The following is a 24526-nucleotide window of genomic DNA, read 5'->3' as shown; positions in this document are numbered from 1 at the left end:
TCCTATCAACCTTTGCGTTGTTTCGACAACGAAAAGGTCACAGCTAAATCCAAACTCGACAACGAAATTTAGGCACTCGTCAAGCCGTTGCCGCCCTCTCCCAAACCAAGGCGAAAACGTTATCCAGGGAGCAAGCCGCTCGATGATCGCGCCCCGGTCAGGGGTATTCTTTCTCATCCTGCAGACTGGCCTGCGCTGGGACTTGGTGCCGCGCGAGATGGGCTGCGGTAGCGGCATGAGTTGCTAGTGGCAGCTACGGGACTGGCAGGCGACTGGTGCCTGGGACCGACTGCGTTAAGTCCTGCTCGGAAAGCTGCACGCGGTTGACCAGATTGAATAGCCTGTGTCGTGCTTGATTCCTCTTCGATCCGGGCAATGGGTGCAGGTCAAAAGCGGGACCGAATCCTACGGACCGCGCAACCCGGGTCAAAACACCACCTCATCACCAAAGCGCAGGGCATCCCGCTCGCCGGTAATCCTCACGCGCGCCAACCGTCATGATGTTACCCAGCCTCGCCCCTAGTCGACGCAATCCCCCCATTGCTGGCAAGCGCGGCCGGCCACTTTCGAAGCCCCGCATTGTTCAGGGTGACCGGGGTTACGAACACGATAAATACCGCCGGCTGCTACACAGCCGGCATCGTGACCGAAAGCGCCCGACGCGGCGAGCCACACGGCAGCGGGATGAGCAAGCCACGCCGGGTTGCCGAGCGCATCATTTTATAGCTCCATAACTTTCGACGACTGCGCATCCGCTTCGAACGTCTTGCGTTCATCCATGAAGCCTTTATGAATTGCGCCCAAAGCGACTATGCATTTTGCGCTCGACGCCGGCCGCGCAACCTAGATGGTAGCTGGCACTAATTTCTGCGATCTGGCAATGAAAACGGCGCCGGGATTACAATGGCGGCCGACCTATACGGCCGGTACGCCCGCTGACGATAACCCCAACCACATGTCTGTTTTGCAATCCACCGCCCCACTTACGAAATCATGCGCACCGCGCCGAACCTTGAGTTCAGCCGAGCGGCTGCGGCTGCTCGCGCGCATGTTCACGCGGCCGGTTTTTGCAGATATTGCGCGGTCTGGAAACTGGGAGACGGCGCTCAGATTCCTCGCGGAGCATGGATTATTGACCGCGGCCAAGGGCCAACCGTTGGCATCGTTATTTGAGTCTGCGTGGCTCGAGATTCGCCGCTCATATCGCAACGAGTTCGTATACAAGACTGAAATTGCCAGCCGGATAGTGTTCGGGAGGCACAGTCCGAATACTGCGTCGCTGCACGTAGAGCTTCCCGTCGGACGTTCAATCGTCGACGTCGCAGTCTTCAACGGCACGTCGACGGCCTACGAAATCAAAACTGAATTCGACACACCCCGACGCCTCACCACACAGACATCAGACTACTTGACTGCGTTTGACCGCGTTTGTTTGGTGACCCATCCCCGCCACGCGGAAAACTATGCTGAGCTCGTTGACCCGCGCGTTGGTGTCCTCGTGCTGACCCAGCGCGGCTCCTTGCGACAGATTCGCGAGCCTTTGACCAACCGCAATAACGTATCATCCCGAACCATATTTTGCTGCCTTCAGAAAGCTGAATATATTGATGCTGTTTCGATAAAAACCGGTGTGCCAGTAGCGAAACCATCCGGAATTATCCAGGCCTATTGCAGCGACGTTTTCAGGGAGTTTACGCCCCTGGAGGCGCATGCTATCTTTGTCGACGCATTAAGAAAAAGGAAAACTGACGGGGAAACCGTGCGCTTTGTGACCGCGCTGCCGGAGAGCTTGCGCGTGCTTGGCTACGCCACTCCGTTGTCAGGGCGCCAGAGAGAAACCGCACTCTCTGCATTGAGAGAGAACGTCAGCTTCCAGCTCACCTAACGCTCTCTCCGCCTGCATGGCGGAATGCGAGAGGGCCAAACTTTGTATTTTCCTTATCTTTACGCTCGGCAGTCGGAGATACGGGCATTACGTTCATTGCGTGGCAACCAACCGCTTCGAAACGTCGTTATTCCAGTACTAGAGCCTGTCAATCATGCACATGCGGAGCTGCAGCGACTGTTGAACGATTTCGGGGTAGCAAATGACAACCTGATTGTCGTTACGAACCCCTATCAGCACGAATTCCATGGCCGAGGCCTCGATGGTTGGATTGAGCCTATCGAGGAAACTATCGACGCGCACCGTTCTCTGATTCCTGGCCTGCTGTGCTCGCAAGCGACGACCGCGGAGCAAATCAGAGATTTCCTCACGCAACATCGCGAGCGTGACATTGCCCTGCTGTACTTGAATGCTCGGCTGTCAGACGCTCAGGTACAACGGCTAGCAGAACGGGCGAACATTCGATTCCATATCAACCTGCACGAGCGAATGAGCGCGGCGCATCGAGCGATGCTTCCTCGTGAAAAGGTTGTAGATGTGCGCGACGACTTCCAACGCAAGGCGCGCAATGCCGACTACGTCGGCATCGAATTCTTCACCGACCGACACCTGAACTATCAGCAAGTCGCGGTCGGATTCGGTGATTACACAGTCCTTGGGGCCACGTTTGAAGCGGGTGGCGGCCCTGCCGCCGCAGTGGCGATACATGGCACGTTCAAGGAACGAGGGGGAGACGTGTGGGTTGAGCACTTCGTTTCCGACGACGTTGAACTCAACGTTGGCACAGTCGGCGAAAAATTCCTCCAGGCCACGGGGAAACTTGTCGCGCGCGCTCGGCAGTTTCCGCGAAAGTTTGGCAACGACCAAGCATTGCAGGATTACGCTGACGACGTCGCGGCACAACACTACCCTGGGTTGGGGAAAAGCAAAGAGCGGCAGATTTACCATCATGTCGCTCTTATGCACCAACTGCTGACCGGTCAGCTCTAAGCGACGCGTGCCACCATGCCGCTGATGGTCGCGCTGCGGAACCGTGAGCGGCGCAGCTACCGTGGTCATGCCGCGTCCGCGCGTTGCATCCCGACCTATGTGCGCATGATGAGACGCTCACGCTCGCCGCATAGCGGCAAGGGAACGACATGCGTCACCCACCATAACTCAATCAGCCTCATGCTGGGTCTGCATCGGGCCTTCACCACTGCGGCCGCGGCTTCTCGAACAATGTCTAGTGCCGGCCGCAACGCGCGTGACATATCGGAACGGAAGACTCTCGCGCAGATGCGGAATCGTAAGACGCGCTGCGTTAGAAGAAGCGGCCTGAGAATAACATATCTACGCGAAGAGAAAAAACGTGTACCTACATCGAATAAGTGGTGAAAACTTCCGCGTGTTTGGCTCCAAGGAAAGCGGCACGGATTTGCAACTCGAGTTCGCTTCGGGTCTGAATGTGCTCGTCGGGGAGAACGACGCCGGCAAAACGTCGGTCATCGATGCAATTCGGCATGTGCTACTGACCACGAGCTATGAATTCTTGAGAATTCAGGAGCACGACTTTCATATCGAAGGGGACACTCGTGCGAAAACACTCTGGCTCGAAGCCGAGTTCCACGACTTGTCGAAAGAACAACGAGCGACAGTCGTTGAATGGCTGACGTACCCGAGTTCAGGCGACCCCTATCTTGTAGTCCACGTAACCGCAAAATTCGGCAAACCGATTGGTCGGAACCGCGGGAACGTCGTCACCGTCGTGATGTCCGGGCATGACGGCTCGGGTATCGAAATTGGCAGCTCAGTTCGGGACCTCATTCGCGCTACTTATCTGAGACCGCTACGTGACGCGGAGGCTGAATTGCGCGCGGGTCGCCAGTCACGACTTTCGCAAATCTTGCAGGCTCACAAGAACATCATAGGCCAGGAGCATGACGATTTCGACCGTGACGATGCGTCCAAGCAACCGACGACACTTGTGGGATTTATGCAGCAGGCTCAGCATCGAATCTCTTCGAGCGAGGTTATTAAGGCTGTACAGCAAGAGGTTAACGACAAGCACCTTGCTCGGGTCTCGTTTTCCGGCGACCAGCTATCGTCGCGCATTGGCATCTCATCAAGGATGTCACTTCTCCAAATCCTGGAGAAGCTAGAACTTTCTCTGTTGCCACCAATCGGAGTCTCGGAATTCGAACAATGTGCACGCGGTCTCGGCTATAACAATGTCCTCTTCATGTCGGCGGAGCTCGTTCTCCTAAGCGAAGGCGAGGAGCTGGCTCTTCTGCTTATTGAAGAGCCCGAAGCGCACATTCATCCCCAGCTACAAGGCCGCGTTCTTGAGTTATTCCGTGAACACGCGGAGCGCAACGAGCAGCCCGTGCAGGTGCTGATAAGCACCCACAGCCCCACGCTCGCATCGGCAGCACCGGTTGAAAGCACGATTTTGATGGTTAAGGGTAAGCCTTACCCTTTAAGGAAAGGCTTCACCAAACTCGAAGATGGAGACTACGCATTCCTTCAGCGCTTCCTCGACAGCACAAAGGCGAACCTATTCTTTGCTCGCTCGGTCGTCATCGTTGAAGGCGCAGCCGAAGCCATTCTGCTCCCGACGCTAGCCACCCAGTGCGGGTTGTCGTTCTCGGAACACGGCGTGTCCATCGTCAACGTAGGCACGGTCGGCCTGTTCAGGTACGCGCGCATCCTTCAGCGTCAGAACGATGAGCTCCTACCTATCCCCGTAGCATGCATTACTGACCGCGACATCGTTCCAACTCACATCGACTACGTGGAGCGCCAGAAAGAAGGAAAACGCTTCTTCGACCAGTACACGGCCCTCGAGATTGCTGACCATGTGCAACGGAAAGAGAAGCGCGCCGAAGGCGGTTCTACCAAGGTTTTCGTTTCTGACGACTGGACGTTGGAATACGATATGGCCGCGTCGGGTTGCGCAAAGCTGCTACACGATGCGGTCGCGTTGGCCAGGAGGGCTGGCGAGGACGGCTATTTGGCCCAAGCCGAGATTGAAGCCGAGCTCAAGCTGAGTCAGATGGTCTGGGATGGTTACATTAAAGACGGGAAGGCGGCGCACGAAATCGCCGCAAACGTCTACAAGCCTCTCAAGAAGAAACAAGCGTCAAAAGCCATCACCGCTCAATTCTGTGCTCATCTGCTCAAGACTGGAAATTACGGCTCGGGTCCGAGTCTTTTGGCGAAGCTTCCGACCTATCTCCAGAATGCGCTTCGCTACGTGACCACAGACAGCGTGAAGACTCCCGCCACACCCTCCGCAACCGGCGCCGCGTCCGCCGTGGGTACGGGCGTTGTAGCTTCGCCGGGAGTAACGTCGTGAGCATCCCCGCGATTACTCAGGCAGACATCGATGAACTGCAGGTTGAGTACCCCTCGCTGGACTTTACGCATCCAGAGCGTCAAGTCGTTCTGTTGGCGGACGGCAGCGTAGACGTCCAAGCTGCGCCCGGAAGCGGAAAGACGACACTCTTGGCTGCGAAGTTATCCATTCTGGCGAAGAAATGGCAGCACGCGAACCGAGGCATTTGTGTCGTCTCGCATACGAACGTTGCTCGCGAGGAAATCGAAGCTAGGCTCCGTGAAAGCCGCTACGGGGCGCTCCTTTTCTCCCACCCTCACTTTATCGGGACAATCCAGACGTTCATTCACAAATTCGTGTCGTTACCGCTGCTTCGTAGCTGCGGCGTAGAGGTGCGGGTGATTGACGACAATGAGTGTCGACGGATTTCCGAGCTACGAATCCATGCAGACTACAAGCTGAGGGCTTTGGCCAAAAATTCGCCGTTCAAGTTCGCTCCGGCGTTACGGTCGCTGCGCTATATCGGTCCGGAACTGGAGCTATCGTGCGCAGACGGAACGCTACCGAGCGACACTGCACCCACCTATGTCCTTATTGAGGACCTCAAGAAGTCGCTGACCGCGGACGGAATCTTTCGTTACGACGACATGTTCGCCTTTGCTCAGCACGCTTTGGCGAACTATCCCGCGCTCTCCGAAGCCTTGGGGCACAGATTTCCGCTCGTATTTGTTGACGAAATGCAGGACACGAGCGACGCTCAAGACGCGCTTCTCAAAAGCGCCATGGGTACACAAAGTGTTTTTCAACGCTTCGGCGACGTGAATCAGCGCATCTTGCGGATTGGAGACACTGCTGCCGCAGCTTTCCCCTTGCCTGATTCTCTCCCGGTATCGACGAGTAAGCGCTTCGGCGCCAGCATCGCGGGCGTTGCGAACAGCTTGCGCGCGTTTGGCCAAGACATCGTCGGAGACAATCTCGAGAGCAATCTCCCAGTCACGCTTTTCACGTTCAGTAACGAAAGCGTGAAGTCCGTAATACCGGCCTTTGCAGCGAGAGCCGCCCAACTGGTACCGCAGGCCGAAATCGACCGGTACGGTATCAAGGCCGTGGGACAACGGAAGGACGAGACGACGACGAAGGGCTGTGGGCGATTCCTTGGGGACTACGCTGCTGTCGATGCTCCCGCGGCAGGAAAAGCCTCATACGTAGTGAACTTGCATAGGTCGCTGGAGATGGCGGCGGCCGCGCGTGCGGAGGCCCGCAATCTCGCGGAGGCGGCGTCGCGTACGCGAGTTGCCCTTCTTCACCTTTTGCGCGACCTGAACTGGCCACCAGCGAAGGAAGCAAAGACCTGGCGCCAGTTGGAAACCTACGCTGAAGAGACAGCTTTTCGCGCGTCCAACGCGATGGTCGAGAGCCTGCTACATGTGCCTACGCCGTCCGCCGTTGCGAGCGACTGGGACGTCGTTCTGACCGGCTTGGCAGTGCGTTTGTCGTCGATTACTGGACAAGTCATTACGCTTGATGACCTGCGAGAGCGTGAAATCAGCCGTTTCAGTGAGTCGCAGCCAGCGCCCCTAAGCCTCACTCAATCGGAGACTGTCGCCCACGGTCTGTCTGTGCAGACTATCGCAGCGGTGAAAGGCGAGACCCATGCGGCAACATTGGTCCTCGAATGCGTCTACAACCGTAAGTACGACGTCAACGCATCACTGCCATTTCTATGCGGAGAAAAATCGAGCCTTACCGAAAAGGATGTCAACACGATAAGCCGGCTCAACAATCTTTTCGTGGCGGCGACTCGTCCGCGACACTTCCTGGCGTTCGCTATCCATGAAACAAGGTTGACCGACGCGCATCGGAGTCGTCTGGAAGCACTGGGATGGGTCGTGGTAAACGTGACGTGATTCGTAAACGGCTCGTTGAATCCTACCCCCTGGCGCGGCAACCTCTACGAAGTCGGCATGCCGGGTCAGTGGCTACGTGCAATGACTCGGACGTCGGGGAGCAAAGCCGTTTCGGCTTGATGTCTTCCTCTTTTGTCTCCTTATAGGCTGGACGGTGTTTACCCCGTTCCGCGGTGAAACCGTGTGACTCGTCGGGCACCAACGTCAGCGGCTGGCCGAAACCTCGGGTCAAATCGCCAGTTCCCGCGTCATAGCGAAGGGGGGGTGGGATTTCCAATCCGTGATTTTTTCGACGTCATCTGCTGAAATCGAACCGGTAACACTTGGAACCAGCTCTCCCCGAAGTCGCGGAGGCACCAGAGGACACGACGATGAAATACGACAAAAATCACCGCCCGATTGCTTGCGATACTTGCCCGCAGGATGACCCAACGATGCTCGAGGCACATGTGACCGACGAAACACTGGCCGCATACGAATGCGACCACATCGACGACATGCTCGACGTCGATGTCCGTAACAGCGGCAATGTCGATGGCCATTGCCTGGAGTGCAACGGGCCCAACGATGGCGATTGCGGCGACGGCGAGGACTTCCACGACCCGGCGTAACTGGCAGAAAGCTGGGCTGCGAATCGCGGCCCAGCCTTAAAGAATGAAATTAGGAAAGCACGATGACAACGGCGGAACAACGAGATGGCGACTGGCGTACGGTAAAACCCAAGACGGCAGCAATTCTGTCTATTTCGCAACCGCAGGCTGCCGATATCCTGCGTGCGGCGCCCTGCGATGACATTCCCGTTCTCGCACGGGCATTCAAGGCCCCGGCGAACCGCGTACACAACAAATGGATGTTGTGGCTTTTGGCTGAACTGCCGACCGAACGGTGGGGTACTAGCCCGGAGGGGGAACGCTATATCGTTCCGCAGGGCGACGAGTCCATGCGTTTTCTAACACAAATCGCCTCAGATGCCGACGTCGGGTCGGAGGGGCATACGTTCCTGGACGCCAGACGGCAACTTGTAGATTGCCTTGACGACGAATCCGGCCCGTACCACAGGATGACGAGATGGCTGGCGCCGTCTTCGTTTTCCACGAATACGCAGTTACCGCTGAACGGAGATTGCGAATTCGGTGCTGCCCTCGCGTGGCTAGAAACGTGGCAGGACAGGCGAACACTCGATTCCAGCTATGCGAAACATGTCTCAGCCGGATTGTCTCTCCATATGACCACCCCTATCGAGATTACTCGAGCATGTTCGTTTGAAGTGCTGTCGCAAATGAAACGGCAGGTCAGTGAATGGTGTGCGGATTCATCTTTGGTGGGCACGCTGCCCCCGAGTCTTCCTGCACGAATTTCTGCCAACCTAGCGGTCAATCGTGCGCTGTTAGAGTGGTGCCGTAAGGACAAGCTTGGCCGTGAGGCCGCGGTGGTGAGCTTTGAATTTCTGAGCCAATTTAACGCACACGGTTTCGATTTCGTCCCGGCTGTCATAGAGGACTGGCCTGACAACAGGGAGGGACAAAAGGCCGGGCTTGTTGATTTGCTGTCCCGCTTCTTCGGGTCCAACGGGCGGTTTATTGATGCCAACTTGTTCGACCTGCCTATGACGCGAGAAAACATTGAGTTAGCAGCCGAGTGGAGCTTCGCATTGCGTGACCACTACATGCCAGGCCGAGGAGGTGGTGAGAAGCGCAACGCACAACAGGTGCATGGAAATGCGGAACACCTGACCATCTTTGCTTTCGCGGTTGTCAGCACATTCTACGTTACGGGGAACTGGGAAGGTGAGTCAGAGCACCGGCGCGTCCGGACCGCAAGGGAGCTTCCGGGAAGTCGCAGCAATCGGACGTATGCCGTATTTCCGTGGGCAGGAAGTGGAACTGATGTTGACACGTCAGTTCGCGCACACTCAGGTGAGCTTATCGGACAAATCTACAGTCAGATGTATTTCGGTAACTTGCGTGCAGGTGAAGCACGGGCATACGCATCGCTCCAGAGCATACGCAAAGCGCATCAGCAGCAGTTGCTTGAGTTCGCGGTGAAAAATCGCAGCTCGCAGGAGTTGATGAACCTGTTTTCACACGTGATGAAAGGAGCGCGAGAGGAGAATCCTGGACCCGAAAGCGCCATTCACGCCTGACTGGAAAAATCTAACGCAACTGCCTCGACCCTGTTTCTAGTGTGCTGCAGTCATCACGGCCCCCGCCCATAAACGTGCGAGCTCGTGCGCCTGAGTTCGACCAACCGAACCCGGGCGCACGCCGGTCGCCGAGCACATCAACGACCTCATCATCTTTGCGCCCAATCGAAGCCAGGCATTCAAGAAGCTGAAGGAGCGCCGCTTACAAACGTCGGTCTCTTCTCCATATCTGCATCTTTTCGCTGAAGCACTTTACGGAGCGACGCGTGCCATGCACTGGGTCACGAATATCCGCGACGTTACAAGATGCCACCAAAGCATTCCATTTCGATGAGCGGTAGCGACAAGTATTCCTTGAGATTTGCCCCTCCGTGCCGGGGCAGTCTTCGTCGGTACAGTCGGAGGTCTTCCTTATCGTTTCCGGCGAAGTCTTGATGCCGGCCCACGACGAAGACGCTCACGCCGACGACGTTGGCGCGCGCTTGCGCGCTACGGCGCAATCGTCCGATGCGAACGGCCATCGGTGGCCATGGTGTCACCTTAAATAGAACTATTCGAAGCGTGCAGACGAGAGCAGCGCTTCGGATGACGCTGAAGTTCGCACCGTGTCTGTTCCCGGGATGCAAGAACTGAAGCGTGGAAGCAACTGATTTTTCTACGCTTTTTGTCGGGTTTAAGCGGAATTCGCCCGGTTAAGTGAAACTATTCGAAGTTGCTATTTGCTGAGGTGCATTAGTTTCAGATACGGGGCCCTTGTTGTGGTTTTGATTACGGGGACACTTACCTGCCGGCTGAGTCTTACCCAACAAGCCTAACCAGAATTAATGCTAAAGGGGGGCCCTGAATCTCTTTTCAGTGCCTCCATCCCTAATAACCGGTAACGGCACATTGGCGAAGGGGATGCAGGCTTGACGCCAATGTGGCGATCGAACATGGGTAAGCCTGCGGGGGAACAAATGGATTTAAGAAAACTACAGTGCGGCCACAATTTTGTTTGGCTCGCAGATCGCGATGATCCGCTGGACTAGCTCATCGACCGAAGTACACCGGTAAGGCGCAAAGCGGTCCGCGCTACTTTCCGACTTGTTGGGCCGGATGACCCACTTGGATGCACTATTGCGAGCGAGTTCCGGCAAAATCGACATCGGCACGAACCATGTCACGACAAAACCTGTCAGCTCCTCGTTGCAGAGCCCTGCGACCAGATACGCACGACGCATCTCGTTGAAGGTCGTCTTCCTGACTTCAAAGTGGGCTTGATTTCCTCGCTCCTTGGTGCCGGGCTTATATAGGGTGACGGTCCGGCACTTCAGTTGGATGGCGACTGATTGGCCGGTCGCCTTGTCCCAGAACAAGCAATCAATGCCGTCGTCATCGGCCAGAGGCTGAAACGGTGAAAGCCGGCCGCAGCTACCCTTCATAACGGCATTGACCAGCAAGTTCTCGCCAATTGCGCCGATTTGTGTGGAGGACAGCGGCATAACGTTCACCCCGGAAATTGAACCCGCTGATTATCTCGGTAGTGTCTGCAGCTGCCAAGCGGCACATCGCGATGGCATTGCGGCCGCCGCGCTTCTTCATCAACTTGCAGCCAATCGCCTGCGGGCCGCCACGGTAAGCGCAAAGGTACCGTCCTCGTACCGCTTCACGAGTCCACACTGGGCCAGCAGTACGCGCATGTACGAGGCGGTCGACCATCAGCCCAACGCCGCCGATGCCGTCACGACGTGCCGGACACAGCCGCCCCCGCTCGAACAAAATGATGCTCGATCCTCGTACGAAGCACGCCATCGAGCGCCGCAAGCCGGTCACGCAGTCGAACCGCCTGCCTTTCCGTCATTTCCGCGAGAACGATCTTCTGGTCGAGCACGTCGCCGCAGCGGGCGATGGCCCAACGGTCGACCGTCGCCGTTTCACCTTCGAGCACGGCGGCCGCCGTCGAGACGATGCCCGGATTCAATCCCGATACGAGATGAACCGTATGCGTCAGCGTGAAACCGGGAAGAAAATGCGACCAGTCTTCACAGACCGCGGCGCAGGAGGTAGAGGTAGCTTGATGCATGGTAGCTCCGGATGAGTGGTTATCGAACCGGTGCCAGCCATGCTGCTCCCGCTTCGTTGCCGTAAATCGGCCGCATCGCCTGAAGGCGTCCACCTTGCCCGGGAGGGCAGGTTGGCGTCGGATAGTCCGACTCTGGATGCTTGATTCCTCACGTTCGACATTCCGAACGTGGGTTCATTATACTGAAAATCGGATAGCGGGCAAGAAGTGCCGGAGGAGTCGTACGTTGGTCGGGTGGCGCCCCCGATCCGGCCTGCGCGCAGGCGATTCCGGACGCCCGGGCCAGCGATGCACACTCACTTGGATCGGGGCCCTATTTTTGCAACGTCACCGAGAACCTTCTCCAGCTTCCTGCCAGCGTGAAGCATTCCCGCGATGTCACGATCGGGCTCGATCTTGTCCAGCACCTTGAAATCGATTTCGAGAATCTCTGCAATCTTCGTTGCGAGCGCCTTCGAAATCGGCCGATGCCCTTTCTGCCCCTTCGGCGCAAGTATGTGACTTACGCGGGACATCGACCGCCAGCCAAGCCCCACAGCCAGCTTCTTTTTAGTCCCGGTCGGCATGTTATTCAGCTGCTTGATCAGATTTTGCCGCCAACGCTCCTCGGGATGCAGTTGAAAATCCTCGATGGGCTCACCCGTGCCAAATATGAAATTTTGCTGAACCCTCGCCGCCTCGTCCCTGGCTGCTTGCTCCTGCAACAACGCGCGCTTTCGCGCTTCAATTCTCGAGTCGATCCCCGCACGTCCACGTCGGCGATGGCGTTGAGCCGCACGAACTGCACTGCCGAGCTTGACGAGCGCCGCAATATCGCCGCGTTGCGCGGCTTTTACACATTCCAGCAAATGCTCTTCAAGAAACGCCTGATTATTCTCCAGCCAAACTGCTCGCTCGGCACCTTGGGCGCGCCGAAATTCGTCGAACTGGCGCTGTAAAGATGCCGACAACCCCGAATCGAAGCGCTCCTCGAGAAGACGCGCGAGTTCCCGTCCGACGCTCGTCCCCTGCGCCTTCGCCGAGGCGACCAGACGCCTCTTGAGACTCACCGGAATACGAGCAAACAGCGGCTCCGTGGGTTCTTTTAGTTTATCAACCATGCAATCACTTTAGCATGGCTATTCGAGCCTCAAGCCATGCCCTAAAGTCACTCACGTCACACTCCGTGACTCACCTTCTCTAGAAAAAGAGGCAGATATGAGCAAACTTGGCATCGCGGAAGGCATTAAATTGCGCGGAAACGTCAACCGCATTACCGAAATCCTGGAACGCGGTACGGTGCAGGATGCCGTCGCCTGTTTCGCCCGGTGCGGCGTGACGTTGCATGCAAGCGGTGGCGATGTCCCGCTGATGCGCAATCTTCCGGAACTGACCCGTACGGCCGTGCCGAAGCGGGTGGTCAAGGATTACTTCGGCGCAAGCGGCGGCGCCGTCATGAATCCCGCGTAAGCGCGTATGGCAACCACCAAGGCAGTAATAGTGGAAAAGAAAACGGGCCGTCCGGCCCGTTTTCCGATTGATGCGCTCGACGATGCGGTCTCGTATGTGCCGACGGACGACCTGCAGACCCTATGAAGCGCGGCACCGCGACGCCGTCAAAACACCGTATGCACCCCCACCCGCGCCACCGCCTGGCTCGCGGAACTCGACGCTCCGTTCGGATCCAGCACGCCGTTGACCTGCGCATTCGCGCCGCTGTTCGCCCGCTGATAATCCGCTGACACATAAACCATCGTCCGCTTCGAGAACAGGTACTGAAGCGCAACGCTGACCTGATGCGCGTGGTTGTCGTTCACCGCTTCGTTGCCCTTCATGTACATGTACTTCGCGCCCAGCACGACATCCGGCCTGACGTGCCACAGTCCGCCCGCCTCGGCCATCCACACGCCGGCGTCGTTGAACGCATTGCGCACGGTCGTCACCAGCGCATTCGCGGTAACGACACCGAAGTCGTAATGCATCCCGACGCCCCAGTTGCGCACGCTGGTGGACGGCACGCCGGGCGCGGGCCCGTATTTCTCGTTCGTATACGCCGCTCCCACGCCGAACGCCCCTGCTTCATAGTTCACCCCGGCACTGACGGCGTTGTCGGCGCCCACCGACCCGGCCACCCCGCCGAACGCATACATCACGCCACCCGAAAACCCCGCGATCGTCGGCGAGCTGTACTTGACGGAATTCGCGATCGGCTTGCTGCCTGCCGTGCGGTCCCAGTCGAACGCACCGGTCGGGTTGTCCGGAAGCGCGAGACGCTGGAACGGGCCATTGCGGAAACCGTACAACCCCGAGATATCCCGTGAAATCGCGTTGTTCCTTGAAAACAGCGCATCCACCATGAAGTCGTACTGGTTACCCAGCGTGATGCTGCCGAGCCGATTGCTTTCGAGGCCGACGTACGCGTTGCGCCCGAAAATCCCCGTCCCGACGATGCTGCCGTTCGCCATCGAGAACTGGTTCACGAGCGCGAACGTCGCGCGATATCCGCCACCCAGATCTTCCGTGCCGCGCAAGCCGAACAGATTCGGCGCGAATATGCCGTCGTCGAATTTGACGTTCTTTCCGCCGCTCTCGTTGCTGACATAGGAAATGCCCGCGTCGATCAGCCCGAACATCGTCACGCTGCTCTGCGCCCATGCGCCCTGCGCCACCGCGAGAATCGCCAGTGCTCCAAACCCGAGTTTCATTTCGTCTCCGTCTTTTTTATGAAAATGCGAGGCCGCCACGCGCTGCGTGGCAGGTGCTCGCTCGATGCTGCACAAGAAATCGCGCTCGCTCAGGTGTCTAACAACCGACACCGTTAAAATGATTAGTTTTACTGATTTAAAAATACGAAAGTCATCGCATCAACCGCCTCCGCGCGCATCCTCTTAAGTCACCCCCGAATCAGGCACCCCGACAGACGATCCACGCAGCGGCATCCACCTCGACGGCCACCGCCTCCAGCGCCGCCCCCGAGCAAGGCCCATCGATACACACGCCGTCATCGAACCGGAACAGCGCGCTATGATGCGCGCACATCAGCACCTGCGACCGGTAACAGGAAACGCTGCCCGGTACGAAATCGAGCGGCACCGAGAAGTGCGGGCAACGATTCACATACGCCCATACCTGCTCGCCGCGCCTGACGACGATCACCGGGCGCCCGATGCATGCGTCGTCGACGACCCGCGCGCCGCCGTCGGGCACTTCGGAGAAGCGGCAGAGTTGTCGCGCTTCCATGCCTCACACCCGCTGCTCGGGGTTGCCGAGGCTCCAGTCCCACGGCCGCACTTCCACGCGCGAGAACAGCCCTTCCTTCACATACGGATCGTTCCCGACGAACCGCATCACCGCGTGAATGTCGTCCGCCTCCACGACGAGCAGCGTGCCGTTCATCGCGTCGCCGTGCGGGTCGAGCGTCGGGCCGCCGAGCCGCACCACCACGCCGTGCTGATCGGCCGAGCGCAGGTACGTCCGGTGAATCGGCCGCATGCGATCGCGCACGTCGCGCATGCCCGGCTGGTCCGTCGCAAACACCGCAAAAAATCGCGCCATGACGGTCAGCTCCGGTCGAGAACGAAGTCGTACGTCACTTCGCGATACGGGCCGCTCAGGCCGAACTGACGGGCGAGCGCATCGTCCGCATCGCGCCGGCGATACGCAACCATCAGCGACGGCTTCACGCCGAACACCGCATCCGACGTCAGATATGGATCGTCTTCGTCGAACAGGTGCGTGACGAGCGTCCGGCATCCCGGCGCATCGATCATGAAGTGCAGATGCGCGGGCCGCCACGGATGTCGCCCCGTGGCGTCGAGCATCTTCCCGACCGGGCCGTCGGTCGGAATCGGATAGCTGACGGGCAGTATCGTCGCGATCGCGTAGCGGCCCTCGGCGTCGGTCCGGTAGCGGCCGCGCAGGTTGCCGTGCGGCTGCGCGGTGTCCTGCCCGGAATACATGCCGTTGTCCGCCGTCTGCCACACGTCGAGCACGGCGTTCGCCACCGGCTCGCCGTCGGTGGTCAGCACCCGGCCACGCACGATCGCCGGCACGCCCGGCGTGAGCGCCATGTTCTCGCCATACGCGCGCTCGGGCATCCCCTCGATGTAGAACGGACCGAACACGGTCGTCTCCGTCGCGCCGGTCGCGAAACGATGGTTGATCGCATCGACCAGCATCGAGACGCCGAGCGTGTCCGACAGCAGAATGAATTCCTGTCGCACCGCGCCGTCGCACATCTTCCCCGTGTCGGTCAGGAAGCGGATCGCGGCCATCCACTCCGCCTCGGTCAGCGCCGTTTCGCTGACGAACGCATGCAGATGCCGCACGAGGCTCTGCATCAACGCACGCAGTCGCGGGTTCGGCGTACCGTCGAAGCTGGCGACGACCTGCTCGGTCAGCGCGGCGTCGCCGTCTTGGGGGTCGTGGTGCATGTCTGTCTCCTTTGACGCATCGTGGCGTTCATTGCGGCGCGCGCCCTTCCCATGCGTGCTGCAGCAATGCGCGAATCGCCGCGCGTTCGACCGGCCGCGGATTCGCGTACGGGTTGCGGCACGCAAGATCGGCCGCTTCGTCGAGGCCCGCCTGCGGCATCCCGAGGTCGGCGAGCGCTGGCGCAATGCCGAGCCGCGCGTTCAGCGCGAACAGCAGCGGGCCGGCTTCGGCCGCGTCGCTGCCACCCAGCGCGCGCGCCACGCGGCGCAGCGCATCGGGCGCGGCAGCGTGGTTGTAGTGCGCGGTATGCGGCAGCATCGCCGCATGCGTCTGCGCGTGCGGCAGGTTGAATGTGCCGCCGAGCGTATGGCACAGCTTGTGGTGCAGCGCCATCCCCACCGCGCCGAGGCAGGTTCCCGCGAGCCATGCGCCGTACAACGCGCGGCTGCGCATCGCGCGGTGCGCCGGATCGCGCACGATCACCGGCAGCGCTTCGCCGAGCGCGCGGATCGATTCTTCCGCCATCAGGCTGATCACCGGGTTCGCGTCCTGCGCATAGAGCGCCTCGACCGCATGCGCGATCGCATTGATGCCCGAAGCCGCCGAAATGTCCGGCGGCAGCGACACCGTCAGCGACGGGTCGTAGAGCACCGTACGCGGCAGCACGCGCGCATCTCGCCCGGTGCGCTTCAGCCGGCCTTCCGTGAGCCCGAAGATCGGCGTCATCTCCGAGCCGGCATACGTCGTCGGCACGGCCAGGATCGGCAGCACCGATTCGAGCGCAATGGCCTTGCCCAACCCGATCGTCGATCCGCCGCCGATCGCGACGCAGCAATCGGCGTCGCGTTCGCCGGCCATCTCGCGAGCGGCGCGCGCGACCTCGACCGGCACGTGCATGACCGCCTGCGCGCAGATGCCGGCCGCACGCTCGCCCAGGATCGCCGCCACGCGCTCGGCGAGCGGCCGCTGCTCGGGCGTAGACAGGATCAGCGCGCGGCGCGCGCCGAGCGTCGACAGCTCGTCCGGCAGCCGGGCGAGCGCCCCCCATTCGAATACCACGCGCGACGGCGTGCCCTGATAGACGAAGCGATCCATGGCAATCCTCAACGCTTGAAGTGCGGCGGCACGTTGCCGTCGACGTTGACCCACACCGATCGCGCCTCGGTGTAGTCGTGCATCGCCTCGAAGCCCATTTCCCGGCCGTAGCCCGACTTGCCCACGCCGCCGAACGGGCTGCCCGGATTGACGCGCTTGTAGCAGTTGATCCAGCACATGCCCGCGTCGATCCGCGACGCCGTCTTGTGGGCGCGGGACAGATCCCGCGTCCAGAGGCCGCTGCCGAGCCCGTACTCGGTCGCGTTGGCAATCGCGAGCGCTTCTTCATCGCTGCCGAAGCGCAGCACGGTGACGAACGGGCCGAACACTTCCTCCTGCGCAATGCGGTCCGTCGCGCGCTTGGCCTCGATGATCGTCGGGCGCACGTAGTAGCCGTCGGCGAGCGCCGGGTCCTGCGGCGCGCTGCCGCCGGCGAGCACGCGGCCGCCCTGCTCGCGCGCGACGTCGACGTACGACAGCACGCGATCGAGGTGCTGCTTCGACGTCAGCGGCCCCATCTCGGTATCGGGATCGAGCGGGTTGCCGAGGCGGATCGACGATGCGAGCGCGACGAAGCGTTCGAGGAACGCGTCCGCGATGCGTTCGTGCAGCACGAGACGCGAGCCGGCGATGCACGCCTGCCCCTGGTTGTGGAAGATCGCCCATGCGGCGCCGTTGATCGCCGCGTCGAGGTCGGCATCGTCGAACACGATGTTGGCGCCCTTGCCGCCCAGTTCGAGCTGCACGCGCTTCAGGTTGCCCTGCGACGCTTCGACGATCCGCCGGCCCGTCGCCGTCGACCCGGTGAACGCGATCTTGCCGACGCCCGGATGCTCGGCGAGCCGCTGGCCGGCCGTGTGCCCGTAGCCCGGCACGATGTTGACGACACCCGCGGGAAACCCGACTTCGGCCATCAGCTCGACGATGCGCAGCGTCGACAGCGGCGTGATTTCCGAAGGCTTCAGCACCACGGTATTGCCGGCGGCGAGCGCGGGGCCCATCTTCCAGCTCGTGAACATCAGCGGAAAATTCCACGGCACGATCTGGCCGACGACACCGATCGGCGCGCGCTGCACGTAGTTCAGGAAGCCCGTTTCGACGGGAATCACCGACCCTTGCAGCTTGTCGGCCATGCCGCCGAAATAACGGAAGCACGCAGCCGTGCGCGGCACGTCGAGCGAGCGCGAATCGCGGATCGGGTGGCCGGTGTCCAGCGATTCGAGCTGCGCCAGTTCCTCCGCGTTGGCCTCAATCGCGTCGGCGAGGCGCAGCAGCAGGCGGCCGCGTTCGGCGGCCGGCAGCGCCGACCACGCGGGGAACGCGCGGGTCGCGGCTGCGACGGCCAGGTCGACGTCGGCCGCGGTGGCGGCCGCGATCTTCGTGATGACGGTGCCGTCGTGCGGATTCAGCACGTCGATCGTGCCGCGGTCGACGGCGTCGACGAAGCGTCCGTCGATGAAGAGTTGGGTTTGCATGAATCGTCCTCGGTGTATCGCTTGAAGCGAAAGCGGAAGCGAAAGCGGAAGCGAAAGCGGAAACGGAAGCGCCGGTCAGAACGCGATCGGATACGGCGCGAGCTCGCCGCTCTCGTAGCGCTGCGGCAGGTCGGGCGTCGCGTTCTCCCACACCAGCAGCATCGAGCGCTTCGTCGAATAGCCCTGATGCCGGATGTCGGCGGGCATCGCGCAGATGTCGCCGGCGCGCATCGTCACGCGTGCGCGCGGCGCGCCGGTGTTCTTGTCGCCGATGTCCCACACGATTTCGTCGGACAGTTGCAGGAACCATTCGACGCGGTCGTTTCCATGGAACACCGGCAGGATGAATTCCTCGGTGGTCGGGCAGAACAGGCTGCGCCCGCACACCGACGTGACCGACGGATTCCACGTCACGTCCGAGCGCGACAGGTACTTGAACAGGTTGAACGCGTGCAGTTCGCCTTCGAAGCCCGGCTCGACGTGCACTTCCGGTTCGTCCTGCGCGACGTCGAGAAACGCGCGGTTGACCGGCAGATCGTCGCGCAGCGGCGAATCGCCTTCGAGGCCCGGCATGCGGCGCGTCGCGATCCGCGTGCGCTCGATCGCCGAACCGTTGTCGCCGTGCTTGCGTCCGAACGCCGTCCCGGTTTCCTCCGGCGCCGCGAACGGATCGAAGCCCGCGTTCGTCCAGTCGTGCAGCATCGCCTTGAAGGTCGCCATGATCGTGGGCGTTTCGAAGGTCTCCGTGTAGTCGACCCCGGCGTCCTTCAGGATGCCGTTGAAGGTGCCCGCATACATGTCGACCTTGCCGTAGTGATTGCGCGTGCCGAACACGTGGTCGAAGTTCACCCAGCCGTAGAAGAAGCCCCACGCGACGTCGCGCATCATCGCGCGCAGGAACGCGTCCGCGGGAATCGCGTGCGTGCGCGTCTGGCCTTTCGCGGGCCAGCTGATCTTCACGAAATATTCGTCGCGCTGGAATGCGAACGCGCCGAGCTGGAAGCGGCGGTAGCCGGTAACGGCATCGGCTTCGCTGGCCTGCACCAGATCGGCGGCGAAGCCCGTGGAAAGGTCGAGGGTGTCGAGGGTGGCCATGACGTGTCTCCTGGAAATGTCGAATGAGGTCGGACGGATCAGTGCAGGCAGATGTCGGCCCACTTCTCGACGGACAGCTCGCCCAGGACGGTCTGCACGAGTGCGACGCCCGGCTGGCTCGCGGTGAAGCGGTACGCGCAGCCGGCCGGCAGCAGCGCCTGATGGCCCTGGCGCAGCACGACGTAGCCCATCTTCCGGCCGGCCGGCTCCGCGCCGGCGCGCACGGTGCCGCGCGCCGACTGCGGCGGCGTATCGAGCTTGATGAAATCGATCCGGACTTCGCCATCCATCTGGATCGCGAACTCGTCGTGCGCGCAGGCGAACCACGGCGACTGGCCGTCGGTCCTCAGCACTTCGATCACGTATTCGAGGTTCTTGCCGGCGACGACCTTTTCGTAAGGGGCCGACTTCGACGCGATCTCGAACACATTCGAGAACGCGTAGTGCTGGGCGCTGCCGCTGGTGATTTCGATCTCGCCCTTCCGGTAGCCGGCGAGCGAGCCAAAGACGGTATGGAATGCCGTGTCGGTCATTTCTGTCTCCTGAGTTGAACCGCTTGTTGGATTCCACTCTAGGGGCAAGGCCCCGCCGCAACAAGGCACGGGACGGCGACTACGGCATTTGCGTTTCGCGAATAATCCGCGCGGTTCAACGCACCCAGCCGCGCTCCAGAAGCGGCCGGTCCCACGGCGATTCGTCGCCGATCGTTTCCGCGAGGAACTCGACCAGCGCCTTCACCTTCAATGCCTGTCGCTGCGTTGCGGGATACACCGCGGCGAAGCTGAGCGGCGCGAGCTGGAAGTCGGTCAGGATCGGCACCAGCCGGCCGGCGACGAGCGCGTCGCTCGCCACGAGCGTGGGCAGACACACGACGCCGCCGCCCGACAGCGCGTACTCGCGCAGCAGGTGCACGGAGTTCGAGCGGATCATGCCGGGCAGCTCCATTTCGACGACCTCGTCGCCGCGCGTCATCGTCCAGCGATTGCGCGACGGATAGCCCGAATAGAGCGCGGTGGTGTGCTGCAGCAGGTCGCGCGGATGTTGTGGCGCACCATGCGCTTCAAGGTAGGCGGGCGACGCGCAAAAGAGGCGCCTGACCGTGAACAGCCGCCGTTCGATCAGCGACTCGGAGATCGGCGGGAAGATCTGGAACGCGATGTCGAACCCTTCTTCGACGGGGTCCACGACACGGTCGTTGACGATGACGTCGAGCTGAATGCCCGGGTAGCGCCGGTTGAATGCCATCAGCGGCGCGCCGAAGTGATCGAGCGCGAAACCGGGCAGCATCTGGATGCGCAGCCGCCCGGTCGGCGTCGCGCGAAGTTCGCGCATCTGGTCCGTCAACTCGTTGACGCGCCCCACCACCTCCGCGCACTCGCGATAGAACGCCTCGCCCGTTTCGGACAGGCGCACGTGGCGCGTGCTGCGATGAAACAGCGGCGCGTTGACGAACTTCTCGAGCTGCTGGATGCGGTTCGTCACGACCGAGCTGGTCACGCCGAGCTGCCGCGCCGCCTCGGCGAAGCTGCTCGCCTCCGCTACCCTGACGAATGCCTCGATGCTCAGAAACCGGTCCATGCCGCGCCCTTTTTCGACAGCGAAACCGGCAGTCTAACCGCGCGGATAACGGGCTGGGTCATGCGAAAGGCGTCACTGTGTCACGCAATGGATGTCAATCGGTGGCGGCGCCGGCCCACGCCTGCGCCCGCCGCCCCGCGCGGGCCTTACTGCGACTGCTCGCCGGCCGCCAGCGCCGGCTGCACGGCCGCGCGGCGCTGCAGCACGGCCGGCGCGGTTTCCTTCAGCAGCAGGCTGACCACGATGCCCAGCAGCACCGCGACCATCGGCAGCCACAGAATGTTCTGGATGCCAAAGTGTGCGGCGACGTAGCCGCCCATCGCCGGCGCGATGCCGCCGCCGAAGATCTCGCCGACGCCGACCACCACGCCGATCGACGTCGACACGAGCCCGACGGGCGCGGCCTCGGTCGCCACCGGGCCGGACAGCAGCGACACCAGCCCGAGCGTGAAGAACGACGCGACGAACAGCACGCCGAACAGCGCGAGCGGCTGCGGGCCGAGGCCGCGGAAGAGGTAGAGCATCACGGCCGTCCCCGCGAAGCCGACGATGCTCGCGAGGCGGCGGCCGACCAGGTCGGACAGGCCCGGCAGCCCGAACTGCCCGAGAAACCCGCCGAAGCCGATCGCCGACACGACGAGGCCCATCTTCTGCGTGCCGAGCGCGAGGTAGTCGGTCAGGTACAGCGGCAGCAGCGCGCCGAGCACGAACACACCCGTCATCGCGCAGCACAGGGCGGCCATCGCGACCAGGATGTTGCGGCTGCCGAGCACATGGCGGAGAGACGCCGGCGCATGCTCCGACGCGGTTTCCTTCGCGACCTTCGGCTCGCGGATCACGAAGAACATGATCGCGCCGAGGATCAGGCCGGGAACGGCGACGAGCGCGAAGACCCAGCGCCACGACACGAACCCGAGCAACTGCGTCGCGATGATCGGCGACAACGCGAGCCCGAACAGCGCGAAGCCGCTTTGCTGCAGGCCGAGGTTCAGCCCGCGCCGCCGCGGATGCGACGCGTCGGCCGTCGCCGCGAAGCTGGTCGGGCAGAACGAGCCTTCCGCGACGCCCATCAGGCCGCGAATCGCCATCAGCCCGAGCAGCCCGCCCGCGAGGCCCGAGAAACCCGACAGCAGCGAGAACGCGACGATGGCCGGAATCAGCACCTTCCTGCGGCCGATCCTGTCGGACATGCCGCCCATCAGCGCCGCGAAGATGCCCCACGACAGGCCGAGCACGCCGATGCAGTTGCCCACATCCTGCGCGTTCAGGTTGAGGTCCTTCATGATCGACGGGAACAGTGGCGCGATCAGCCAGCGGTCGAGGCCGACCAGCCCGAAGCCGAGCGCCAGCAGCGTGACCGCCTTCCACTCGTATGAGGTATCCCACTCGTTTGCTTTCATGTCCGTCTCCGTGGACACAGGTTCGCCTGCGCGCGCTGCGGCGCCTGCGCATGAGCTAGGTCCGATGTCTTTTGTGTGCGACGCGAGTCGCGGGGAAGTGCCGGCCGCGGTGCGGGTGCGACGTGTTGCGTTGCGATGCATTGCGTTCATGCGGCCGACGTCACCACGATAGGTGCAAGGGCGCGAATCGGGTATCGAACAACCGGCGAACGCGCCATTCGCGAAACGCAAATAATCGGGGGCGACGGGCGGGAAGCGCCTGCGGGGAAGCGCGACGCCGTGGCTACGGCACCGGCGGGACGCCGGCTCGCGCGTGACAGGGGGAATCCCTCATGGACATCGGGCAGCCGCGGATCGCTTCGCGGGCAAGGACGACGCAGCCGCTTCGATCCACGCAGCGGCCCGACGGTTTTTACGTAGCCCGCCCCCGGGCGGCTGAAGGAGCGCCCCGTCGAGATGATCCGGCGCTTGCCGTGGCACGGTTCGGTCGCGACGGCGACGCGGCGAGCCACCGGCTTTCGCTTCAGGGACGATTCCTATCGGATCTACCGCGTTTCACTGTGAGCAACGTAGCCGTCGCCCCAGTCTTTCATCGCGTCGAGCACGGGCGCGAGCGTGCGCCCCACCTCCGTCAACGAATATTCGACACGGGGCGGAACCTCGGCGAATACTTCCCGGGCAATGATGCCGTGCGCCTCGAGCTCCCGAAGCTGCAACGTCAGCGAGCGCTGCGTGACACCACCAATGGCGGTGCGCAGCTCGCCGAATCGCTTCGTACCCCTGAGCAGATAGTAAATGATCAACGGCTTCCACTTTCCGCCGATGACATCGACGGTCGCCTCCACCGTGCATCGGTACCCGTGTGTATTCGTCTTTTCCATGCGCCAATAGTATAAATATTTACCCTATATATCAAACTCGTACTTACTTGCGATCCGTATCCCTGCGACCCAGAATTTTCCCGTCCGGCAGTCCAGTCCACATGGCCTGCCACCTTGGTGAAAACAATTGGAGTGCAACAGATGCAGGCAGCCTTCTACGAGCGTCACGGTGCAGCCCGGGATGTATTGACCGTCGGTGAATGGCCGATGCCCGAACCGGGGCCCGACGAGGTACGCGTCCGTATCCACGTGTCGGGGCTGAATCCGACCGACGTGAAAGCGCGGACCGGGTTCTCGTCCGCGCTGCAATACCCGCGCATCGTTCCGCATCAGGACGGCGCGGGCGTCATCGACGCCGTCGGCATCCACGTGTCGCCGAAGCGCATCGGCGAGCGCGTCTGGGTTTACGAGGCGCAATACGGCCGAGCAACGGGCACGGCTGCGGAATACGTCGTGGTCCCGTCGCGCCAAGCGGTGCATCTGCCGGCTCACGCGTCGTTCGACGTGGGCGCCTCCCTCGGCATCCCGGCGTTGACCGCGCACCGCTGCCTGTTCGCCGACGGCAGCCTGACGGGACGACGTGTGCTGGTTCACGGTGGCGCGGGTGTCGTCGGCACCGCGGCCATCCTGCTGGCGAAATGGGCCGGCGCGTGGGTGGCGGCATCGGTCACGAACGCCGAACAGGCGATCGTCGCGCAGCAGAACGGCGCCGATCTGGTCGTCGACCGGCACGCGGCGGACGCGGCAACGCGCATTCTCGACGCAACCGGAGGAGCCGGCATCGACCGAATCGTCGACGTCGACCTGAAATCCAATCTCGAGATCGACCTGGCGTGCGTGTCGCAAGGCGGCGTGATCAGTTCCTATGCGATGACCCATGCAACGGACGAGCTGTCCGTTCCGTTGCTGAAGGCGATGATGCATGGCTGTGTCCTGCGCTTCGTCTACATCTACCACGTGCCCGACGACGTCAAGCAGCAGGCCGCCAGAGACGTCGTCGCGTGCGTGGCGGCAGGCGCGTACTCGCCGAGAATCGGCATGAAGGTTCCGCTGGAAAGCATCGTCGACGCGCACGAGGCGCTGGAGTCCGGCCGCGTCGTCGGCAAGGTGCTCGTGCACACCCGGTTCGATTCGGCCGGAAACGGCCGGCCTTGAAAGCCGGCGGCCTCGGCCCGGCCGCACCGCCGCCCGCATGCGGGCGACCGGGCCATGCGATAAAAAATTTCCCTCATTCCGTTAAACGAGAAAACGTTATTCCCTATCAAGCTGAATCGAC

The 24526-nt window shown here is 61.5% G+C and carries 22 protein-coding genes, 1 pseudogene and 1 riboswitch; of the genes and pseudogenes, 9 read left to right on the top strand and 14 right to left on the bottom strand.

The window, feature by feature from the left end:
• Positions 1-87 precede the first annotated feature (87 nt).
• From HWX08_RS21910 to HWX08_RS21880, 7 genes and pseudogenes are all read left to right on the top strand, one after another.
• Positions 88-864, top strand: a pseudogene (locus HWX08_RS21910) (IS5 family transposase).
• Entirely contained in the window at positions 848-1885 is a 1038-nt protein-coding gene (locus HWX08_RS21905) for a sce7726 family protein (protein WP_244122761.1), read from the top strand. Before HWX08_RS21910 ends, HWX08_RS21905 begins: the two are co-directional and overlap by 17 nt.
• Before the next feature lie 24 nt (positions 1886-1909).
• On the top strand, positions 1910-2875 hold the full coding sequence (locus HWX08_RS21900; RefSeq protein WP_174921550.1) for a sce7725 family protein: 966 nt from the start codon (positions 1910-1912) through the stop codon (positions 2873-2875).
• Positions 2876-3236: 361 nt separating this feature from the next.
• The gene (locus tag HWX08_RS21895; protein WP_174921549.1) at positions 3237-5222 is read left to right on the top strand and encodes an ATP-dependent nuclease; all 1986 of its coding nucleotides are present in this window, start codon (positions 3237-3239) and stop codon (positions 5220-5222) included.
• Entirely contained in the window at positions 5219-7108 is a 1890-nt protein-coding gene (locus tag HWX08_RS21890; RefSeq protein ID WP_174921548.1) for a UvrD-helicase domain-containing protein, read from the top strand. Before HWX08_RS21895 ends, HWX08_RS21890 begins: the two co-directional genes overlap by 4 nt.
• Positions 7109-7479: 371 nt before the next feature.
• Positions 7480-7719: a hypothetical protein gene (locus HWX08_RS21885; RefSeq protein ID WP_174921547.1), complete on the top strand. Its 240-nt coding sequence runs from the start codon at positions 7480-7482 to the stop codon at positions 7717-7719.
• A gap of 62 nt (positions 7720-7781) precedes the next feature.
• Complete coding sequence (locus HWX08_RS21880) at positions 7782-9251, top strand: hypothetical protein (protein WP_174921546.1); 1470 nt, start codon at positions 7782-7784, stop codon at positions 9249-9251.
• A gap of 971 nt (positions 9252-10222) precedes the next feature.
• Here HWX08_RS21880 and HWX08_RS21875 read toward each other — a convergent pair.
• The 3 genes from HWX08_RS21875 to HWX08_RS21865 form a co-directional block, all read right to left on the bottom strand.
• Entirely contained in the window at positions 10223-10732 is a 510-nt protein-coding gene (locus HWX08_RS21875; RefSeq protein WP_174921545.1) for a DUF4365 domain-containing protein, read from the bottom strand.
• Positions 10733-10971: 239 nt separating this feature from the next.
• Complete coding sequence (locus HWX08_RS21870) at positions 10972-11313, bottom strand: hypothetical protein (protein ID WP_174921544.1); 342 nt, start codon at positions 11311-11313, stop codon at positions 10972-10974.
• Between the two features lie 42 nt (positions 11314-11355).
• A riboswitch (SAM-I-IV-variant riboswitch) is annotated at positions 11356-11458 on the bottom strand.
• Between the two features lie 151 nt (positions 11459-11609).
• Positions 11610-12413 carry a hypothetical protein gene (locus tag HWX08_RS21865; RefSeq protein ID WP_174921543.1) on the bottom strand — a complete coding sequence of 268 codons (804 nt, stop codon included), beginning with the start codon at positions 12411-12413 and terminating at the stop codon, positions 11610-11612.
• A 97-nt stretch (positions 12414-12510) separates the two neighbouring features.
• Between HWX08_RS21865 and HWX08_RS21860 the strand changes: the two genes are divergently transcribed.
• Positions 12511-12762 (top strand): hypothetical protein, encoded by a 252-nt coding sequence (locus tag HWX08_RS21860; protein WP_069259093.1) that lies wholly within the window; start codon positions 12511-12513, stop codon positions 12760-12762.
• 146 nt (positions 12763-12908) lie between these two features.
• Here HWX08_RS21860 and HWX08_RS21855 read toward each other — a convergent pair whose 3' ends face one another.
• The 11 genes from HWX08_RS21855 to HWX08_RS21805 form a co-directional block, all read right to left on the bottom strand.
• Positions 12909-13997 carry a porin gene (locus HWX08_RS21855; RefSeq protein ID WP_174921542.1) on the bottom strand — a complete coding sequence of 363 codons (1089 nt, stop codon included), beginning with the start codon at positions 13995-13997 and terminating at the stop codon, positions 12909-12911.
• 199 nt (positions 13998-14196) lie between these two features.
• Positions 14197-14532, bottom strand: coding sequence for a Rieske (2Fe-2S) protein (locus HWX08_RS21850; protein ID WP_069259091.1), 336 nt, complete (start codon positions 14530-14532; stop codon positions 14197-14199).
• 3 nt (positions 14533-14535) lie between these two features.
• Entirely contained in the window at positions 14536-14847 is a 312-nt protein-coding gene (locus HWX08_RS21845) for a YciI family protein (protein ID WP_069259090.1), read from the bottom strand.
• A 5-nt stretch (positions 14848-14852) separates the two neighbouring features.
• Positions 14853-15725 (bottom strand): intradiol ring-cleavage dioxygenase, encoded by an 873-nt coding sequence (locus HWX08_RS21840; RefSeq protein WP_174921541.1) that lies wholly within the window; start codon positions 15723-15725, stop codon positions 14853-14855.
• A 28-nt stretch (positions 15726-15753) separates the two neighbouring features.
• On the bottom strand, positions 15754-16821 hold the full coding sequence (locus tag HWX08_RS21835) for a maleylacetate reductase (protein WP_174921540.1): 1068 nt from the start codon (positions 16819-16821) through the stop codon (positions 15754-15756).
• Between the two features lie 8 nt (positions 16822-16829).
• Positions 16830-18296, bottom strand: coding sequence for an aldehyde dehydrogenase family protein (locus HWX08_RS21830; RefSeq protein WP_174921539.1), 1467 nt, complete (start codon positions 18294-18296; stop codon positions 16830-16832).
• A 75-nt stretch (positions 18297-18371) separates the two neighbouring features.
• The gene (locus HWX08_RS21825; RefSeq protein WP_174921538.1) at positions 18372-19391 is read right to left on the bottom strand and encodes a hydroxyquinol 1,2-dioxygenase; all 1020 of its coding nucleotides are present in this window, start codon (positions 19389-19391) and stop codon (positions 18372-18374) included.
• A 38-nt stretch (positions 19392-19429) separates the two neighbouring features.
• Positions 19430-19924 carry a cupin domain-containing protein gene (locus HWX08_RS21820; RefSeq protein WP_174921537.1) on the bottom strand — a complete coding sequence of 165 codons (495 nt, stop codon included), beginning with the start codon at positions 19922-19924 and terminating at the stop codon, positions 19430-19432.
• Positions 19925-20039: 115 nt separating this feature from the next.
• On the bottom strand, positions 20040-20969 hold the full coding sequence (locus HWX08_RS21815; protein ID WP_069259084.1) for a LysR family transcriptional regulator: 930 nt from the start codon (positions 20967-20969) through the stop codon (positions 20040-20042).
• 146 nt (positions 20970-21115) lie between these two features.
• Positions 21116-22369 carry an MFS transporter gene (locus tag HWX08_RS21810; RefSeq protein WP_174921536.1) on the bottom strand — a complete coding sequence of 418 codons (1254 nt, stop codon included), beginning with the start codon at positions 22367-22369 and terminating at the stop codon, positions 21116-21118.
• A gap of 545 nt (positions 22370-22914) precedes the next feature.
• Complete coding sequence (locus HWX08_RS21805) at positions 22915-23250, bottom strand: winged helix-turn-helix transcriptional regulator (RefSeq protein WP_107311764.1); 336 nt, start codon at positions 23248-23250, stop codon at positions 22915-22917.
• Between the two features lie 141 nt (positions 23251-23391).
• Here HWX08_RS21805 and HWX08_RS21800 point away from each other — a divergent pair, with 141 nt between their 5' ends.
• Entirely contained in the window at positions 23392-24405 is a 1014-nt protein-coding gene (locus tag HWX08_RS21800) for an NADPH:quinone reductase (RefSeq protein ID WP_174921535.1), read from the top strand.
• The last annotated feature ends 121 nt before the right edge of the window (positions 24406-24526 follow it).

Origin of the sequence: Burkholderia metallica (assembly GCF_902832845.1) — a bacterium.
Taxonomy (GTDB): domain Bacteria; phylum Pseudomonadota; class Gammaproteobacteria; order Burkholderiales; family Burkholderiaceae; genus Burkholderia; species Burkholderia metallica.
This window is presented reverse-complemented; position numbering and strand designations above follow the sequence as displayed.

Coding starts and splice junctions, on each gene's coding strand:
- HWX08_RS21805 (WP_107311764.1), bottom strand. CDS start 23,250: ATGGAAAAGACGAATACACACGGGTACCGATGCACGGTGGAGGCGACC.
- HWX08_RS21870 (WP_174921544.1), bottom strand. CDS start 11,313: ATGCATCAAGCTACCTCTACCTCCTGCGCCGCGGTCTGTGAAGACTGG.
- HWX08_RS21885 (WP_174921547.1), top strand. CDS start 7,480: ATGAAATACGACAAAAATCACCGCCCGATTGCTTGCGATACTTGCCCG.
- HWX08_RS21800 (WP_174921535.1), top strand. CDS start 23,392: ATGCAGGCAGCCTTCTACGAGCGTCACGGTGCAGCCCGGGATGTATTG.
- HWX08_RS21810 (WP_174921536.1), bottom strand. CDS start 22,369: ATGAAAGCAAACGAGTGGGATACCTCATACGAGTGGAAGGCGGTCACG.
- HWX08_RS21905 (WP_244122761.1), top strand. CDS start 848: ATGGTAGCTGGCACTAATTTCTGCGATCTGGCAATGAAAACGGCGCCG.
- HWX08_RS21830 (WP_174921539.1), bottom strand. CDS start 18,296: ATGCAAACCCAACTCTTCATCGACGGACGCTTCGTCGACGCCGTCGAC.
- HWX08_RS21835 (WP_174921540.1), bottom strand. CDS start 16,821: ATGGATCGCTTCGTCTATCAGGGCACGCCGTCGCGCGTGGTATTCGAA.
- HWX08_RS21880 (WP_174921546.1), top strand. CDS start 7,782: ATGACAACGGCGGAACAACGAGATGGCGACTGGCGTACGGTAAAACCC.
- HWX08_RS21900 (WP_174921550.1), top strand. CDS start 1,910: ATGCGAGAGGGCCAAACTTTGTATTTTCCTTATCTTTACGCTCGGCAG.
- HWX08_RS21820 (WP_174921537.1), bottom strand. CDS start 19,924: ATGACCGACACGGCATTCCATACCGTCTTTGGCTCGCTCGCCGGCTAC.
- HWX08_RS21875 (WP_174921545.1), bottom strand. CDS start 10,732: ATGCCGCTGTCCTCCACACAAATCGGCGCAATTGGCGAGAACTTGCTG.
- HWX08_RS21855 (WP_174921542.1), bottom strand. CDS start 13,997: ATGAAACTCGGGTTTGGAGCACTGGCGATTCTCGCGGTGGCGCAGGGC.
- HWX08_RS21850 (WP_069259091.1), bottom strand. CDS start 14,532: ATGGAAGCGCGACAACTCTGCCGCTTCTCCGAAGTGCCCGACGGCGGC.
- HWX08_RS21860 (WP_069259093.1), top strand. CDS start 12,511: ATGAGCAAACTTGGCATCGCGGAAGGCATTAAATTGCGCGGAAACGTC.
- HWX08_RS21845 (WP_069259090.1), bottom strand. CDS start 14,847: ATGGCGCGATTTTTTGCGGTGTTTGCGACGGACCAGCCGGGCATGCGC.
- HWX08_RS21825 (WP_174921538.1), bottom strand. CDS start 19,391: ATGGCCACCCTCGACACCCTCGACCTTTCCACGGGCTTCGCCGCCGAT.
- HWX08_RS21865 (WP_174921543.1), bottom strand. CDS start 12,413: ATGGTTGATAAACTAAAAGAACCCACGGAGCCGCTGTTTGCTCGTATT.
- HWX08_RS21815 (WP_069259084.1), bottom strand. CDS start 20,969: ATGGACCGGTTTCTGAGCATCGAGGCATTCGTCAGGGTAGCGGAGGCG.
- HWX08_RS21840 (WP_174921541.1), bottom strand. CDS start 15,725: ATGCACCACGACCCCCAAGACGGCGACGCCGCGCTGACCGAGCAGGTC.